Source organism: Microbacterium sp. IEGM 1404, assembly GCF_030056775.1.
Taxonomy (GTDB): domain Bacteria; phylum Actinomycetota; class Actinomycetes; order Actinomycetales; family Microbacteriaceae; genus Microbacterium.
On the sequence record NZ_JASHKP010000001.1, the window covers coordinates 855,296 to 871,746 of the forward strand.

The window sequence follows — 16,451 nt, forward strand, 5'->3', positions numbered from 1 at the left end:
CCGTGGCCCCAGGCTAATCGAGGTCCCGGCGTGTCGGACGGCCGGGGTAGCGTGGAGTCCGTGAATGCCGACCCCGCAGACCAGCGCAAACTGCTCGATCTCGCCGACCTCGACGCGCGGATCCTGCGCGACGAGCACGTCAAGGGCAACCCGCCGCAGGCCGCGAAGGTGCGCGAGCTCCTCGCGCAGCGCTCGACGCTGTCGCAAGAACTGGGCGATCGCGCGAACGTCCGCGACGATCTGCGGGCCGAACTGGCCCGGGTCGAGTCCGACGTCGCGGTTGTGGACGCGCGTGTGAAGCGCGACGCCGAGCGGCTCGCCGCCGCCACCAACGCCAAGCAGGCGCAGGGCTTCGAGGCCGAGCTGGCTTCGCTCGCCCGGCGCAAGAGCGACCTCGAAGACGCCGAGATCGCACTGATGGAGCAGCTCGAAGCCGCCGACGCCGCCGTCGCCGAGCAAGAGACCCTGATCGCCGAAACCAACGCGCAGGGCGCGGAGCTCAGCGCCGAGGCCAAGCGCGTCGTCGCCGAGGCCACCGACCGTCTCGAGGCTGCGCGCCGCGACCGCGGTGCGGTCGCCGGAGCCATCCCCGCCGACCTCCTCGCTCTGTACGAGCGTCTGGCCGCGCGCGGCACGGGCGCCGGGCTCCTCCGCGCGGGCGCGTGCGAGGCCTGCCGCATGGTGCTGCCGCCGAGCGACATCGCCGTGGTCCGCCGCGCGCAGACCGACGAGGTCGTGTTCTGCCCCGAGTGCGGCGCGATCCTCGTCCGCACCGAAGAATCACGGTGACCCGCCCTGGCGTCCTCGACTGAGGTCGTCGTCGGGCGCACGGCATCCGGCACCATCTCGTTGACCGACCTGGATGCCGACGGCTCCGTCGCCCGCTCGCGCGAGGTCGCGCGTGACGAGCTGCCCGCCGCGATCCGCGACCGCGAGACGGCCGGTGACGTGCGGTGGGTGTGGAGCGACACCCCCACCTGGTACGGCCCGGTACTTGCGTCCGGGATCCGGGTCGCCCGGGCCTGGGATCTGCGGCTCGTCCATGCCGTCCTGCGCGACGCCGAAGCCGTCGTCGACGATCACGACCTCCGCGCGCATCGGGAGTGGGATGCCGCCGCCCCCACGTCCGACGACACCGACACGCTCTTCTCCCTTGGCGCCGCCAGCAGTGGTCCGCCCGACGACGCCGAGTCGGCCGCCGCCGAGTATCGCCGGCAGCGAGCCGCGATAGCCGCCGCGTCGACGCCGGGGGCGCTGCGTCTGCTCGCCGCCGCGGAGTCGGCGGGTGCCCTCATCGCTGCGGAGTTGCACGCCGCGGGCCTGCCGTGGAGCGTCGACGCGCACGAGCGTCTGCTCGCGGACCAGCTCGGAACCCGTGTCGGCGGTGGGCTTCCGACGAGGATCGAGCAGGCTGCGGCCGCCGTCCGTGAGGCGCTCGGCGACCCGACGGTCTCGCTCGACTCGCAACCCCGTCTGCTGCGCGCGCTGCATCGCGCGGGACTCCTCGTCGATTCGACCAACCGCTGGGAGCTCGCCGAGCACGACCACCCCGCCGTCGCCCCGCTCATCGCCTACAAGAAGCTCATGCGCCTCTACACCGCCAACGGCTGGGCGTGGATGGCCGAGTGGGTGCACGACTCCCGCTTCCGCCCGGTGTACGTGCCCGCCGGCGTCGTGACGGGGCGCTGGGCATCGTCGGGTGGGGGAGCGCTGCAGATCCCGCGGCAGCTGCGCACGGCCGTCCGCGCCGACCCGGGCTGGACCCTCGTCACCGCCGACGTCGCGCAACTCGAACCGCGCGTGCTCGCCGCCATGGCCCGCGACACGGCATTGGCCGAGGCGGCATCCGGTCGCGATCTCTACGCCGGAATCGTGGATGCCGGAGCCGTCGGCACCCGCGCCGATGCCAAGATCGCGATGCTCGGCGCGATGTACGGGGCGACCAGCGGCGAGAGCGGGCGTCTGGTTCCGCGGCTGCGGCGCACGTTCCCGCGGGCGATGGCGCTCGTCGACGACGCCGCGCGCGTCGGCGAAGAGGGCGGCCGGGTCCACACCTGGCTCGGACGGACCTCACCGCCCGCGGGCGACCTGTGGCGGGCGGTGCAGTCTCAGGCCAGCGACGCGGAGGCATCCGGCGTCGATGAAACCCGAGCCCGCCGGGCCGCGCGCGACCGCGGTCGCTTCACCCGCAACTTCGTCGTGCAGGGGACCGCCGCCGAATGGGCCCTGGCGTGGCTCGCCGATCTGCGCACGCGCCTCTCCGCCCTCGAACCTGTGGATGCCACGCGCTCCGCGCCCGCGTCCGGCCCGGCGTTCGCGCGGGTGCCGCACCTGGCCTTCTACCTGCATGACGAGATCGTCGTGCACACCCCGGTCGAACAGGCGGATGCCGTTGCGGACGCGGTGCGGGAGTCCGCGGCATCCGCGGGTCGATTGCTGTTCGGGACGTTCCCGATCGACTTCCCCCTCGACCTGCGCATCGGCGAGACGGCCGAGAAGGGCTGAGCCGCCCGCGTAGACTCGACGGTGCGAATGGGTCGGCTGGACGGTCGCGTCACGGGTTCGCCCGTGCCGAGGAACGTCCGGGCTCCACAGGGCAGGACGGTGGGTAACGCCCACCCGGAGCAATCCGCGAGACAGTGCCACAGAGAGCAGACCGCCCGCGCTTCACCGCGCGGGTAAGGGTGAAAGGGTGGTGTAAGAGACCACCGGGGTCGTGGTGACACGACCCGCGAGGTAAACCTCGTCCGGAGCAAGGCCAGACAGGGGATGACGACGCGGCTCGCCGAGTCCCCGGGTAGGCCGCTGGAGCGGCACGGCAACGTGTCGCCGAGAGAGATGACCGTCCACGGGGCTCACGCCCCCGGACAGAACCCGGCGTACAGGCCGGCCCATTCGCACCCAGCCGTCGATGACGTACCGAGCGCGTTCCGCTCGGCCGTCATCGCGGGTCCCTGCGGTCACTTCACCGCGGGCAGAGCCTCCGGCACCGGGACGGCGAGCGACGCCGCGCCGATGATGCCGGCGTTGTTGCGGTGCTTGGCGGGGACGATCGGGGCGCGCAGCTTCAGCAGCGGGAGGAACTCCTCGGAGTGCTTCGACACGCCACCGCCGACGACGATGAGGTCGGGGCTGAAGAGGAACTCGACGTAGTCGTAGTACCACTGCAGACGCTTCGCCCACTTCTCCCACGACAGTTCGTCGCGCTCCATGGCGGAGTAGGCGGCGTAACCCTCGGCATCCTTCTTGTGCTCGGCACGCTGGAGGTGACCGAGCTCGCTGTTCGGGATGAGGACGCCGTCGTAGATCATCGCCGACCCGATGCCGGTGCCGAGCGTCGTGAGGATCACGAGACCGTTGATGCCCTTCGCGGCGCCGTAGCGGACCTCGGCGATGCCGGCGACGTCGGCGTCGTTGGCGAAGTGGATGTCGCGGGACAGGCCGTGCTCGAAGAACTTCTCGGCCTCGAAACCGATCCACGACGAGGACACGTTCGCGGCGGACAGGGTCCGACCGTTCTTCACGATCGCGGGGAAAGCGACACCGAGCGGCAGGTCGTCGGGAGCCTCGAGGGTCTGCAGGACCTCCTTCACCGCCTCGAGCACGTCGGCGGGCTCCGCGCCCTTGGGGGTGGAGACCTTCACCCGATCGCTGATGAGCTCACCGGCATCCAGGTCGACGATTCCCGCCTTGATCCCGGTTCCGCCGATGTCCACTCCGACCGCACGCGACGCATTCGTTGCCATACCCTCCAGCCTATCCAGGCTGGGGGCCCGGATCAGTAGGATCGGGAGAGCGCCCGCCAGACGTCCGCTGCGGAGCGAGACCCACGCAAGGAGCGATCGTGAGCGACGACAACAAGAAGTACTGGTACAACCTCGAGACCGGTCAGGTCGAGCAGGGGTACGAGTCGCCGGCGGTCGATCGCGCGGGTCCCTTCGACACCGCGGAGGAAGCGGCGCACGCCCCCCAGCTGCTGCAGGAACGTTCGAAGAAGTGGGCCGAAGACGACGCCCGCGACTCCGACTGGGGTTCCGGCTCCGGCCGCTGATCCCGCCGACCGAGAACGAGGAGAACGATGGACAAGCAGCGCGATTTCGTCCTGCGGACGATCGAGGAACGCGGCGTGAAGTTCGTGCGCCTGTGGTTCACCGACGTCGTCGGAACCCTGAAGTCGGTGGCGATCGCGCCGGCCGAGGTCGAGGGCGCCTTCAGTGAGGGCCTGGGCTTCGACGGCTCGGCCATCGAGGGTCTGACCCGCTCATACGAGTCGGATCTGCTGGCGCACCCCGACCCGACGACGTTCCAGACCCTGCCGTGGCGGGGCGAGATCGACCCGACGGCGCGCATGTTCTGCGACATCACCACGCCCGACGGTCAGCCCGCCGTGGCCGACCCGCGGCACGTCCTCAAGCGCACCCTCGCGAAGGCGGCCGATGCCGGGTTCACGTTCTACACGCACCCCGAGATCGAGTTCTACCTGCTGAAGTCGTCGCAGCTCGGCCCCGACGGTCGTCCCGAGCCCGTCGACTCCGCCGGCTACTTCGACAACGTGCCCGGTGGTACGGCCCACGACTTCCGTCGCCGGTCGGTGCGCATGCTCGAAGACCTCGGCATCTCGGTGGAGTTCAGCCACCACGAGGGCGGTCCCGGTCAGAACGAGATCGATCTGCGCTACGCCGACGCCCTCACCACAGCCGACAACATCATGACCTTCCGTACGGTCGTGAAGGAGGTCGCGATCGAGCAGGGCGTGTACGCCACGTTCATGCCGAAGCCCCTCAGCGGCCAGCCGGGTAGCGGCATGCACACGCACATGTCGCTCTTCGAGGGTGACATGAACGCCTTCTACGAAGAGGGCGGGCAGTACCAGCTTTCCAAGGTCGGACGCCAGTTCATCGCCGGACTCCTGCGTCACGCCAACGAGATCTCGGCCGTGACGAACCAGTTCGTCAACTCCTACAAGCGTCTGTGGGGCGGCGACGAGGCACCCAGCTTCATCTGCTGGGGCCACAACAACCGCTCCGCGCTCGTGCGGGTGCCGCTGTACAAGCCGAACAAGGGTCAGTCCACGCGGGTCGAGTACCGCGCGCTCGACTCCGCCGCGAACCCGTACCTGTCGTATGCGCTCATGCTGGCAGCCGGCCTCAAGGGCATCGAAGAGGGCTACGAACTGCCCCCCGAGGCGGAGGACAACGTCTGGTCGCTGACCGACGCCGAGCGTCGCGCCCTCGGCTACGCTCCGCTGCCCGCGAGCCTCGACCACGCCCTCGAATACCTCGAGGAATCCGAGCTGGTCGCCGAGACGCTGGGGGAGCAGGTCTTCAAGTACGTGCTCCTGAACAAGCGCCGCGAGTGGCAGCAGTACCGCGCGCAGGTCACGCCCTTCGAGCTGCAGAGCAACCTCGAGGCGCTCTGACCGGGCTGTGATGACCTCGGGCGATCGATCGACGGCGCTCACCGCCCTGGCCCGCACCGGCTTCTCGCGTCTCGAGGAAGCCGATGCGGGTCTGGGCGAGCTCGAGCAGCTGACGGGTGCCGAGCGGGCGGATGCCATGGCGCTGGCGCAGCGCGTGGCCGACCCTGACCGTGCGCTCGCGGCGCTCGTGCAGATCGCGCGCCGCGACCCGGCCGCGATCCGCGCCGCTGCGGGGGATGCCGGCACGTGGCGGGCGCTGTGGGACATCGTCGGCGCGTCCGACGGATTCGCCGAGTTCTACGTCCGGCATCCCGATGAGATCGCCCACCTCGCCGGCGCGGGGCTGACCGTCCCCGACGAGCAGCTCATGCGCGTCGAGCTGCTGGCATCCGTCGGAGACGACGAGGGCTTCGCGGCCGACGCGACGGATGCCGCATGGGTGGCTCTCCGTGTGCGCTACCGGCGCCTGCTCGCACGGATCGCCGCGTACGACCTCGGCCAGGACGACCCCGCATCCGCGATCGACGTCGTCTCGGCGTCCCTCGCCGATCTCGCCGGCGCCGCACTCGAGGCCTCGCTAAGCGTCGCCCGGTCGCGGGTCGCCGGAACCGGGCCCGCGGCGTTTCCCCGTGCGCAGGTCGCGGCGACCCGGTTCGCGATCATCGCGATGGGCAAGACAGGTGCGCGCGAGCTGAACTACGTCAGCGACGTCGACGTCATCTTCGTCGGCGGGAGCGCGGACGAAGAGGTCGTGTCGGAGGCCCGCGCGATCGACATCGGCACGCGCCTCGCCGTGCAGACGATGCGGGGCATCTCGGGCCCCGAGATCGAGCCGCCGCTGTGGGAGGTCGATCCCAACCTCCGCCCCGAGGGGAAGCAGGGCGCCCTCGTCCGCAGCCTCGGCGCGCACCAGCAGTACTACGACCGGTGGGCGAAGAGCTGGGAGTTCCAGGCACTTCTCAAGGCGCGGGCGATCGCCGGCGACGCCGCGCTCGGCGCCGAGTACATCGCCGCCGTGCAGCCCCTCGTCTGGCACAGCGCCGCCCGCGAGAACTTCGTCGAGGGCGTGCAGGGCATGCGCGAGCGCGTCACGGAGCACATCCCCGCGAGCGAGGTGAACCGGCAGGTGAAGCTCGGGCCGGGCGGCATCCGGGATGTCGAGTTCACCGTGCAGCTGCTGCAGCTCGTGCACGGGCTCACCGACGAACGCATCCGGCAGCGCGGCACGCTCGAAGCCCTCGACGCGCTCGTCGCCGAGGGCTACATCGGCCGGAGCGAAGCCGAGGCGTTCGGCCGCGACTACCGCCTGCTCCGGCTGATCGAGCATCGTCTCCAGCTCCGCGGGCTGCGGCGCACCGCGCTGCTCCCCGAGAAGGAGGACGACCTGCGCGTCCTCGCTCGCGCGACCGGCCTCTCGGATTCGGCCGCCGGGGTGCAGGCCGCGTGGGAGAGCATCAAGCGCGAAGTCCGCGACATCCACGTCCGGCTCTTCTACCGGCCGCTCCTGTCGGCCGTGGCGGCCCTCCCCGAGGGGGAGCGTTCGCTCTCCACCGAGCAGGCGCGCGACCGCCTCGCCGCGATCGGCTTCCGCGACCCGGCGGGTGCACTGCGGCACATCGCGGCACTCACGAGCGGTCTGAGTCGCAAGTCCACGATCCAGCGGCACCTCATGCCGATCATGATCCGATGGTTCGCCGACGGCGTCGATCCCGACTACGGGCTGTTGGTCTTCCGCCGCATCAGCGAACGGTTGGGCAACACCCCGTGGTTCCTGCGCATGCTGCGCGACTCGGCGGGCGCCGCCGAGAGTCTCACGCGCGTGCTGTCAGGGTCCCGCTACATCGGCGAGCTGATGGAGTGGATCCCCGAGTCGGTCGCCTGGCTCGACGACGATGCGCTCCTGCGTCCCCGCTCTGGCGCGGCCCTCCAGGAGGAGGCGCGGGCCATCCAGACCCGCTGGGACGACATCGACGGCGCGATGCGCTCGGTGCGAGCGCTCCGGCGTCGCGAGATGCTGCGCGTCGCGATGGCGGCGGTCCTCGAGGTCGTCTCGCTCGAGGAGCTCTCGGATGCCCTGTCGACGATCACCGAGGTGACGATCCAAGCGACTCTGCGCGCCGTCCGGCGCGAGGTCGTCCCGCCCGAGGACGACGCCCTCGATTTCTCCGTCATCGCGATGGGACGCTTCGGCGGGCGCGAGATCGGCTTCGGATCGGATGCCGACGTCATGTACGTCTACCGCGCCAACGGCATCGACCCGCACCGCGCGAGCACGCTGGCGCTGAAGCTCGTCGCCGGCCTCCGCGAGCAGTCCGAGGACCACCGGCTCCCGCTCGACCTCGACGCCGAGCTCCGACCCGAGGGGCGGAGTGGTCCGCTGGCACGTTCCCTCGACGCCTACGCCGAGTACTACCGCCGATGGTCGCTGTCGTGGGAGGCGCAGGCCCTGCTGCGCGGCCGCGGCGTCGCGGGAAGCGTCAAGCTCATCGCCGACTTCCTCGCCCTCGCCGACGACGTGCGCTACCCCGCGAACGCCGACCCCAGCGGGTTGCGTGAGATCCGCCGGATCAAGGCACGGGTCGAGAACGAGCGCCTGCCGCAGGGGGCCGACCCCGCCCGGCACCTCAAGCTGGGTCCGGGCTCGATCAGCGACGTCGAATGGCTCGTGCAGATCCTCCAGCTCCAGCACGCGCGGGCGGTTCCGGCGATGCGGACGACCTCGACCCTGGGCGCGCTGCAGGCGGCCGTGGAGGCGGGGCTCATCGCTCCGGACGCGGCCGAGAAGCTCGCGGCATCCTGGCACCTGGCCAGCCGGCTGCGCTCGGCCAATACCCTGCTGTCGGGGCAGACGAGCGATGTCCTCCCCGCCGATCGCGCGCGTCTCGACGGTATCGGGCGGATCCTGGAGTACCCGCCGCACTCGGCCACCCAGGTCGAAGAGGACTATCTCGGCGCCACTCGGCGGGCCCGCCGCGTGTTCGAGAAGCTGTTCTACGGGTGACCGGAGTCAGGATGCCATCAGTCGCTCGCGCACCTCACGACGCAGCACCTTGCCGATGAGCGACCGCGGCAGGTCGTCGACGACGACCACCCGTCGCGGCACCTTGTAGGAGGCCAGCCGCGACTTGCAGTAGTCGCGGATCCCCTCGGGCTCGATCGCGACGCCGTCCCGCACGACGATGGCGGCGGCGACGTCTTCGCCACCGCGGGGTTTGGGCAGGGCGACGACGGCCGCCCCCTCGATGTCGGGATGCGACACGAGGACGTCCTCGACCTCGCTGGGTGAGACGTTGAAGCCGCCGGTGATGATGATCTCCTTCAACCGGTCGACGATCGTGACGAAGCCGTCGGTCGAGACGGAAGCGATGTCGCCGGTGCGCAGCCACCCGCCGTCGAGGAGCGTGGCCGCGGTGTCGGACGGACGGTTCCAGTACCCCTCGAAGACCTGCGGTCCGCGCAGCAGCAGTTCGCCGACCTCACCGAGCGGCAGGTCCTTCTCGGGATCGTCGGGGTCGACCACGCGGATGTCGGTGCTCGGGAACGGCACGCCCACGGTGCCCGGGCGCCGCGACGGTCCGATCGGGTTTCCGAGCGCCACGGGCGAGGACTCGGTCATCCCGTACCCCTCGACGAGCAGCCCCCCGGTCGCCTGCTCCCACCGGTCGACGGTGGCCACGGGCAGGCTCATCGCCCCCGAGATCGCGAAGCGCACGGTCGAGAGATCGACGGTGCCGCGGGACGCGGCGCGGGCCAGCTGGTCGTAGATGGGCGGAACGGCCGGAAGGAAGGTCGGCGGGCTCTTCTTGACCGCGGATGCCACGAGGTCGAGGTCGTACTTCGGGAACAGGACGAGCTTCGCCCCGATGCTCATCGCGAAGGTCAGGCACAGGGTGAGGCCGTAGGCGTGGAAGAGGGGGAGGACGCCGTAGAACGTCTCCTCGCCGTCGTGGAGGCCCGGCACCCACGCGCGCCCCTGCATCGCGTTGGCGCGGAGGTTCGCGTGCGTGAGGATCGCACCCTTCGGCGTGCCCGTCGTGCCACTGGTGTACTGCAGCAGCGCGATGTCGTCGAGGAGCGGGCCCTCGTGCTTGCGCGAGAGTTTGCCGTGCGTGAGGAGTCCCTCCCACGGTGTCGGTCGCTTCGACGACGGGGCGGCCGTCAGCTGCGCGCGCGACTCGCGGGCCCTCTTCACCGGCAGGCGCAGCGCCAGACGTGTGCGGAACGGCATCGCGCGGGTGACGTCGACGCTGACGATGTGCTCGAGGGCGAGATCCGACGGGAAGTCGGCGACGAGATCGGCGACCTTGTCCCACACGATCGCGAACCTCGCGCCGTGGTCTTCGAACTGGTGCCGCAACTCGCGGGCGGTGTAGAGCGGGTTGTGTTCGATGACGATCGCCCCGAGCCGCAGCGCCGCGTAGAACGCGACGACGTGCTGCGGGCAGTTCGGCAGCACGAGTGCGACGCGATCGCCCGCCGTCACGCCGAGACGCCGCAGCCCCTCGGCCGCGCGGGAGATCTGGTCGCCCAGCTCGCGGTAGGTCGTCTGCGCGCCGAAGAATTCGAGCGCGACACCCTTGCCGTATCGGTCGACGGAGTCCGCGATCATCTCGGGCAGCGTCTGCGACGGTTCGTCGATGTCGTCGGGCACGCCCTCGGCGTACGAGCTCAACCACGGACGCGACGCGTAGGGGGAGGTCATGGCATCCATCCTTCCCGACGCCACCGACACGAAAGCGGCGCGACGCCTGTGCGGATGCCGGGAGCTTGGGCGCGCGGTCCCTTTCGCCGCGCGGGGGAGCGGCCTACCCTGTCGGCATGTGCCGCAACATCGTCCCCCTCCACAACTTCGAGCCGCCGGCCTCGGACGACGAGTGCCACGACGCGGCGCTGCAGTTCGTGCGCAAGATCGCGGGAACGACGAAGCCCTCGCGAGCGAATCAGGAAGTGTTCGATCGCGCCGTGGACGAGATCGCCGCGGCCACCCGCCGACTGCTGGACGATCTGGTCACCACGGCGCCGCCCAAGACGCGCGAGGTCGAGGCGGCGAAGCGGCAGGCGCGATCCGCGGACCGCTACGAGGCGATTCGGGTGTTCCAGGAGCAGAAGCGCGCCGCGCGCTCGGCGTCCTGACACTCACCCCTCGTCGAAACGCTCGAACAGGGGAGTGGCATCCGGGCTCTCCAGATCCGGGATGCCGTCATCGCTCGGCACCGCGGTGAGCGGACCCCGCAACTCATCGAGGAGCGCACCGGCGTCGCCCGGCTCGCACGTGGAGGTCGCCCGAAGCTCCAGCACGTCGATCGTGCCCTCGGCGGGATTCGCCGGAACCATGTCGACATCCAGACGCGACACCTTCGCCTCCGGCTTGCCCGCCATGATCACGATGTTCTCAATCCCCTCGCCGTACGTCGGCGTCGGGGCGAGCTGCCACCCGTTGTCGCCCAACCACCTCCGGAGTTCGTCCATCCGCTGGGGACCCTGACCGTCGAACGAGAAACCCTCGGGAAGCTCACGTCGTAACGAGAATTCGTAGCCCTCTCCGCAGGCTTGAGGCGTGTCGCCGTAGGCGCCGACGCGCCACTCCCCGTCGAAGATCTGTTTCTGCACGGCCGCGACCGTTGCCTTGAACTCCAGGTTGACCGCCTTTGCGGCGTCGAAACCCCCAGTACTGCTGGGCGCCCCATTGGGCGATTGAGTCGGAGACACCTGCGGACCTCCACATCCGGTCAGAATGGTCGCGGCCACAACGCCACTGGCGACCACGACGGGGATAGCACCCCACCCACGTTGACTCATTGGCTCGCTCCAGTTGTTTCGAGGGCCTCGCGTAAGCCAACCACGAAATGCTTGAACGATTCGGCCGATGGGTCGAGATATCCCGTCTGTTCAACCGGCTCGTATCGGGGCGAGGGAGACCCGTCCCACGACGCCCCCCAGCCGACGAATTCCTGCTTCACACTATTGTGCGCGTCGTGGCTATCTGTCGCTTCGCCGAACTCGCCTTGCGCCGATCCGTACCCGACGACGACGCCGCCATCAGATCCGAACGACGACACGCCAGGTACGCCTCGGGGGTCTTCGGGATGCAAGCTTCCCAGCCAAGTTTTGCGGCCGAAGGGGGCGATGAAGTCCGCGTCCGCGTGCGTGGCGGACAACACCATCTGACCGGTGCGCGCCTGCTCGGCCAGCGCATCACGCGTGTCAGGCGTGATGCCCGCTGAACCGAAGAACCACGCGTGTGAGACCAACCCCGGGTTGTCAGCGATGACCTGGCTGGTCATCGTCGTCCCAAGCGAGTGCGCGCCGACATTGAGTTGTGCACTCGGGTTTGTGACACGCACACCGCGCAACGTCTCAGCAAGCCTGGCCGCGCCGGCATCTGGGCGGTCGATTCCCCAGACCTGGAAGGTATCGCCGGAATCCCAATCCATCACGAGGAGCACCGCCGCGGTGCCCTGTTCGCCTGTCCGTTCCAGTTCACGCGCCAAGGCTGCCTGAAGGTCAGAGCTGCCTGTGGACCATTCCGCGACGGAACCCAAATCCGTGTTGATACCATGCGTCAGCGTGGTGACCTGGTCAGCAGAGTCGATGTCTCCGAACGCCAGGTTTGCCCGAGGAGAGCCATCGCTATCGAAGAAGAACCCCACGAGCAGAGGACGTGATCCGTCCCGAGTTCGCACGTCTAGCGCACGCCTGAGAGCGGCAAGGCGTGAAGCTACCTCCGCATCGAGGTCGTCCCGCACGAGCGCGTCGGACAGCCCCTTCAGGTTGAAGCTGTTCCGCTGCGCAGCCGAGACGCCATTCATGTTTCCGACGACAAGGGGAGCGAGTGCCATCAGCTGAGCGAGCGGCCCTTCGATCCACTCCCCACCCGGGGCGGACGTGGATGATGCCATCAAATCGGCGAACAACGGTCCCGTGCGCTGCGGGTCGATGAAGGCGACCGACTGCACGAAGTCCGGGTGATCGCCGAGCCACGAATGAACGGCATCCGGGTCTGCTCTAGAGAGCCAGTCGATGCGGCGCTCAGCGGCGCGCCCGAGGACGTACGCCAGCTGCTCTGAAAGCGTGCGGTTGACCGAGGCGGCGGACGGCGCGCCGGGGTAGGCCGATTCCGTGTGACCCCAGAACAGTTGACCGACTCGCACGGGTTCGCCTGCGGCGTTAATCACCGCCGTTCCGCCCGCTACGTTCCGGAGGCGCGACGCGAGGCGATCCTCGGCGTCCTCCACGTCCCGGCGAAATCGGTCAATATCGGTGCTCAGGGAATCCAGCGCGCTTTCCGCCGACCGCAGCGTTACCGACGCATTTAGTCGCACAAGCGACGCGTCCGCGGCGACCGAGGCGTCGACGTCGGCACCGCGCGTCGATCGATAGACGGTGTCCGCGCGAGCCGAGGCGTCTACAGCGGAGTCGTAATCGGCGACCACGGTCGGAATCCTGGATGCAAGTTCTTCACGACGATGCCTCAAGTCGGGGAACTCCATCGACCCCGCATCCCACAATGCGTTGCGTGCCTCCACCAGCGCCTCGGAGAAGCTACGGGCATCGGCGGCCGGACGGTCGAGCATGTGGGGCACGGCTTCCGCGCCGGAGACGTTAAACACCTCGGAGTCACTCAGCAGAGTCCATCGCTGGCGCACGTCAGCCATAGACGATTGCGCCGCATTTGCGATGGATACGAGACGCTCCCCGAGGTCCGTCAGAACCGTGGGGTCGACCACCTGCGGAAGATCATCGAGGCGCGGCGTACTCATCAATACCCCCGCCCGTAGGACACCGACGAATCGATACCCCACTCGTCCACGGCGCGTGACTCCGCTTCCGCCGTCGTAAAGGACATGTCGACGTCACCTGTGACGACAGCGGTCGTGGCTTCGCTCACCGCAGATGCGGATGCGGCAACGATATTGGCGAGCTTTCCGGGTACGTAACGCCGTTCGTCGAGAAAATCGCTCCACGCGCTCGCGAGAGTGCGCCGACCATCGACGACCAGATTCAAGCCCTCGAGTGCGAGCGTCTCGGTCTCGTCGATTGCCCGTGCGATGCCAGCCCCAGCGTCATCCACGCCCGCAAGCACGCCGATCACTCGGTCCGGATCCACCCGATAGTCGCCCACGATGGCCCCTTTCATCGTTGACGACCATCCTGCCAAACCTCGCGAGGTCTGGCACGGTTATGCACAGGGCTTGCGATATCTAGTACGGACCGCCAACGACGAAGCCCGCCCCCGCGAAACGGCGGGGACGGGCTTCGTCGTGGATGATCGGCGGTCAGACCCCGAAGTACAGCTCGTACTCGAAGGGGTGCGGACGCTGAGCGATCGGCTGGATCTCGTTCTCGATCTTGTACTCGATCCAGGTCTCGATGAGCTCCTCGGTGAAGACTCCGCCGGCGAGCAGGAACTCGTGGTCGGCGCGGAGGGCCTCGAGCGAGTCGAGCAGCGAGTTGGGAACCTGCGGGATGTTCTTAGCCTCTTCGGCGGGGAGCTCGTAGAGGTCCTTGTCGACGGGCTCGTGCGGCTCGATGCGGTTCTTGATGCCGTCGATACCGGCCATCAGCTGCGCGGCGAACGCGAGGTACGGGTTGCCCGAGGCGTCCGGCGCACGGAACTCGATGCGCTTGGCCTTGGGGTTCGTGCCCGTGATCGGGATACGGATGGCCGCGGAGCGGTTACCGGCCGAGTACACCAGGTTGACCGGAGCCTCGAAGCCCTTGACCAGACGGTGGTAGCTGTTGAGGGTCGGGTTGGTGAAGGCGAGCACGGCGGGGGCGTGAGCCAGGATGCCACCGATGTACCAGCGCGCGAGGTCGGAGAGCCCGCCGTAGCCGGTCTCGTCGTAGAACAGCGGCTTGCCGTCGTTCCACAGCGACTGGTGCGTGTGCATGCCCGAACCGTTGTCGCCGAAGAGGGGCTTCGGCATGAAGGTCGCGACCTTGCCCCACTCGAGAGCCGTGTTCTTGACGATGTACTTGAACTTCAGGATGTCGTCGGCCGCGTGCACCATGGTGTCGAAGCGGTAGTTGATCTCAGCCTGACCACCCGTACCCACCTCGTGGTGAGCGCGCTCGAGGATGAGGCCGGCGTCGATCAGCTTGAGGCTGATGTCGTCGCGGAGGTCGGCCTGCTTGTCGACGGGGGAGACGGGGAAGTAGCCGCCCTTGTAGGGCGTCTTGTTGGCGAGGTTGCCGCCCTCTTCCACGCGACCGGTGTTCCAGGCGCCTTCCTCGGAGTCCACGGAGTAGAAGCTGGCGTTCTGCTTCACCTCGTAGCGGACGTCGTCGAAGATGTAGAACTCGGCCTCGGGCGCGAAGAACGCGGTGTCGGCGATGCCGGTGGAGGCGAGGTACTTCTCGGCCTTCTTGGCGACCTGACGCGGGTCCTTCGAGTAGATCTCGCCGTTGCGCGGGTTGTAGATGTCGAAGACCATGATGAGCGTCTTCGCCTCGCGGAACGGGTCGAGGTACGCCGTGGTCACGTCGGGGATGAGCTGCATGTCCGACTCGTGGATGTTCGCGAACCCGCGGATCGACGAGCCATCGAACAGCTGTCCGACGGTGAAGAACTCCTCGTCGACGGTCGACGCGGGAATGTTGAAGTGCTGCTGCACGCCAGGAAGATCCGTGAAACGGATGTCGAGGAACTTGACGTCCTCGTCCTGGATGAACTTCAGCACCTCGGACGAATCTTTGAACATGAAGACTCCAGAGGTAGAACATTCGGGATCGGCCAGCCTGAGCCGACCTCCTCGACCCTATCCAGAACCGGTGTCTCGGTCATATCTCGGATGTTTCCGGCATGTTACGGAGGCCCGATTACGCTGGATGCCGTGACCGTCCCCGTCGAGAACGAGTATCCGGGCCAGCGGCTCGGCCTTCCCCGCGAGGGACGCGGGTCCATCGCACGTCCCGGTCGGCGCATCGCCGCGCTGCTGATCGACGTCGCGTGCGCCGGCCTCATCGGTTTCGCGTTCTTCTCGGCGCCGGATCCGGTGACGGGGGTTCCGTTCGCGAACCCGCTCGCGACCAATCTCATCTTCTTCCTGGTGCAGATCGTGTTCATCCCGCTGATCGGCGGGAGTCCGGGGCACCGCCTGCTGGGGATGCGTCTCGAACTGGCATCCGGGGGATGGGTGGGCGTCTGGCGCCCGATCATCCGCACCCTCCTGTTGGGCCTCATCATCCCCGCTGTCGTGTGGGACTCCGACCAACGCGGCCTCCACGACAAGGCCGTCGGCACGGTGCTCGTCCGCAGCTGAACAACGAGAAACGGCCCCGCCGGAGCGGGGCCGTTCGTCGATGATCAGCGGGGACGCGGGGCGCGCATCTTCGTCGGGTCGACGCCCTTGGGGATCGGCAGCGACGACAACCCCTGCGACACCGACGACACGCGCTTGATGACCGCCGCCTGCGTCGTGCGGTCGACCTTCTTCGGCAAAGCCTTGATCGCGGAGGCCAGGTTCTTGATCTCGACCTCGCCATCGCCGTGTCCGACGTAGAACACCGTCACCGGAACACCGGCGGCGACCCGCTGGACGCGCGCCCGCTCCTCATTGACGAGACGGGACAGGCGCGTCTGCGAACCCTCACCGATGAGGACCACGCCGCCGCGGCCGATCGCGCGGTAGACCGCCTCCTGCGTGCGGGGGTTCACGCCGATGGGTGTCTCGGACGCCTGCCAGTTGCGGCCGAGCGAAGAAGAGATGACGTGACCGGTCGCGCCCGGCATGCCGTCCATCCGGCGGTACATGGCCCGCGTGGACAGACGGGTCATCATGATCATCCCGACCAGGATGCCGGCCAGGAGACCCGTGACACCCCACAGGATGACGCTCCAGACGGCGACCGGAGGGATCAGGAAGCCGACGAGCACGCCGAGCCCGGTGCCCGCGAGGACGATGCCGGCCAGCGCGAAGGGCAGCCAGCGGTACTCCTTCTGCGTGAAGGTGTACAGGGTGCGAAGCTGGGAGAAGAATCCCGGACGCTTCTCGGGGGTGGAGGTGCGAGCAGCCATGCAGATGATTCTATC

14 protein-coding genes and 1 other RNA gene are annotated in these 16,451 nt (G+C 68.7%); 8 read left to right on the forward strand and 7 right to left on the reverse strand.

Features of this window, described 5'->3' with window-relative positions:
• Positions 1–60: 60 nt before the first annotated feature.
• The 3 genes from QM517_RS04345 to rnpB all read left to right on the forward strand — a co-directional run bounded on the left by QM517_RS04345 (position 61) and on the right by rnpB (position 2,898).
• Positions 61–789 carry a zinc ribbon domain-containing protein gene (locus QM517_RS04345; RefSeq protein WP_283285452.1) on the forward strand — a complete coding sequence of 243 codons (729 nt, stop codon included), beginning with the start codon at positions 61–63 and terminating at the stop codon, positions 787–789.
• Between the two features lie 6 nt (positions 790–795).
• Positions 796–2,505 carry a bifunctional 3'-5' exonuclease/DNA polymerase gene (locus tag QM517_RS04350; protein WP_283285808.1) on the forward strand — a complete coding sequence of 570 codons (1,710 nt, stop codon included), beginning with the start codon at positions 796–798 and terminating at the stop codon, positions 2,503–2,505.
• Positions 2,506–2,533: 28 nt separating this feature from the next.
• Positions 2,534–2,898, forward strand: an RNA gene (rnpB, locus tag QM517_RS04355) — RNase P RNA component class A.
• A gap of 62 nt (positions 2,899–2,960) precedes the next feature.
• Here rnpB and ppgK read toward each other — a convergent pair.
• Entirely contained in the window at positions 2,961–3,746 is a 786-nt protein-coding gene (ppgK, locus tag QM517_RS04360; protein ID WP_077051487.1) for a polyphosphate--glucose phosphotransferase, read from the reverse strand.
• Positions 3,747–3,844: 98 nt separating this feature from the next.
• On the opposite strand from ppgK, the gene QM517_RS04365 reads away from it, so the two are divergent.
• The 3 genes from QM517_RS04365 to QM517_RS04375 are packed head-to-tail and all read left to right on the forward strand — an operon-like array spanning position 3,845 to position 8,420.
• The gene (locus QM517_RS04365; protein WP_283285453.1) at positions 3,845–4,051 is read left to right on the forward strand and encodes a hypothetical protein; all 207 of its coding nucleotides are present in this window, start codon (positions 3,845–3,847) and stop codon (positions 4,049–4,051) included.
• Positions 4,052–4,078: 27 nt separating this feature from the next.
• Complete coding sequence (locus tag QM517_RS04370; RefSeq protein WP_077051485.1) at positions 4,079–5,419, forward strand: glutamine synthetase family protein; 1,341 nt, start codon at positions 4,079–4,081, stop codon at positions 5,417–5,419.
• Positions 5,420–5,429: 10 nt separating this feature from the next.
• Positions 5,430–8,420, forward strand: coding sequence for a bifunctional [glutamine synthetase] adenylyltransferase/[glutamine synthetase]-adenylyl-L-tyrosine phosphorylase (locus tag QM517_RS04375; RefSeq protein WP_283285456.1), 2,991 nt, complete (start codon positions 5,430–5,432; stop codon positions 8,418–8,420).
• Positions 8,421–8,426: 6 nt separating this feature from the next.
• Here QM517_RS04375 and QM517_RS04380 read toward each other — a convergent pair whose 3' ends face one another.
• Positions 8,427–10,121, reverse strand: a complete 1,695-nt coding sequence (locus tag QM517_RS04380) for a long-chain-fatty-acid--CoA ligase (protein ID WP_283285457.1) — start codon at positions 10,119–10,121, stop codon at positions 8,427–8,429.
• Between the two features lie 116 nt (positions 10,122–10,237).
• On the opposite strand from QM517_RS04380, the gene QM517_RS04385 reads away from it, so the two are divergent.
• Complete coding sequence (locus QM517_RS04385; protein ID WP_283285458.1) at positions 10,238–10,552, forward strand: DUF2277 domain-containing protein; 315 nt, start codon at positions 10,238–10,240, stop codon at positions 10,550–10,552.
• Between the two features lie 3 nt (positions 10,553–10,555).
• On the opposite strand, the gene QM517_RS04390 is transcribed toward QM517_RS04385, so the two are convergent.
• The 4 genes from QM517_RS04390 to glnA form a co-directional block, all read right to left on the reverse strand.
• Complete coding sequence (locus QM517_RS04390) at positions 10,556–11,029, reverse strand: hypothetical protein (protein ID WP_283285459.1); 474 nt, start codon at positions 11,027–11,029, stop codon at positions 10,556–10,558.
• A gap of 185 nt (positions 11,030–11,214) precedes the next feature.
• Positions 11,215–13,179, reverse strand: a complete 1,965-nt coding sequence (locus QM517_RS04395; protein WP_283285461.1) for an alpha/beta hydrolase — start codon at positions 13,177–13,179, stop codon at positions 11,215–11,217.
• On the reverse strand, positions 13,179–13,556 hold the full coding sequence (locus QM517_RS04400; RefSeq protein WP_283285463.1) for a hypothetical protein: 378 nt from the start codon (positions 13,554–13,556) through the stop codon (positions 13,179–13,181). The genes QM517_RS04395 and QM517_RS04400 overlap by 1 nt, the downstream gene beginning before the upstream one ends.
• Positions 13,557–13,695: 139 nt before the next feature.
• The gene (gene glnA / locus QM517_RS04405; protein ID WP_076490424.1) at positions 13,696–15,120 is read right to left on the reverse strand and encodes a type I glutamate--ammonia ligase; all 1,425 of its coding nucleotides are present in this window, start codon (positions 15,118–15,120) and stop codon (positions 13,696–13,698) included.
• A gap of 132 nt (positions 15,121–15,252) precedes the next feature.
• Between glnA and QM517_RS04410 the strand changes: the two genes are divergently transcribed.
• Entirely contained in the window at positions 15,253–15,681 is a 429-nt protein-coding gene (locus QM517_RS04410; RefSeq protein WP_283285465.1) for an RDD family protein, read from the forward strand.
• A 44-nt stretch (positions 15,682–15,725) separates the two neighbouring features.
• On the opposite strand, the gene QM517_RS04415 is transcribed toward QM517_RS04410, so the two are convergent.
• Positions 15,726–16,436 (reverse strand): DUF4191 domain-containing protein, encoded by a 711-nt coding sequence (locus QM517_RS04415; protein WP_283285466.1) that lies wholly within the window; start codon positions 16,434–16,436, stop codon positions 15,726–15,728.
• Between the last annotated feature and the right edge of the window lie 15 nt (positions 16,437–16,451).

Excerpts from the sequence above, each read along its gene's own strand:
- ppgK (WP_077051487.1), bottom strand. The coding sequence starts at position 3,746 with ATGGCAACGAATGCGTCGCGTGCGGTCGGAGTGGACATCGGCGGAACC.
- QM517_RS04370 (WP_077051485.1), top strand. The coding sequence starts at position 4,079 with ATGGACAAGCAGCGCGATTTCGTCCTGCGGACGATCGAGGAACGCGGC.
- QM517_RS04375 (WP_283285456.1), top strand. The coding sequence starts at position 5,430 with ATGACCTCGGGCGATCGATCGACGGCGCTCACCGCCCTGGCCCGCACC.
- QM517_RS04380 (WP_283285457.1), bottom strand. The coding sequence starts at position 10,121 with ATGACCTCCCCCTACGCGTCGCGTCCGTGGTTGAGCTCGTACGCCGAG.
- QM517_RS04385 (WP_283285458.1), top strand. The coding sequence starts at position 10,238 with ATGTGCCGCAACATCGTCCCCCTCCACAACTTCGAGCCGCCGGCCTCG.
- QM517_RS04395 (WP_283285461.1), bottom strand. The coding sequence starts at position 13,179 with ATGAGTACGCCGCGCCTCGATGATCTTCCGCAGGTGGTCGACCCCACG.
- QM517_RS04400 (WP_283285463.1), bottom strand. The coding sequence starts at position 13,556 with ATGAAAGGGGCCATCGTGGGCGACTATCGGGTGGATCCGGACCGAGTG.
- glnA (WP_076490424.1), bottom strand. The coding sequence starts at position 15,120 with ATGTTCAAAGATTCGTCCGAGGTGCTGAAGTTCATCCAGGACGAGGAC.
- QM517_RS04415 (WP_283285466.1), bottom strand. The coding sequence starts at position 16,436 with ATGGCTGCTCGCACCTCCACCCCCGAGAAGCGTCCGGGATTCTTCTCC.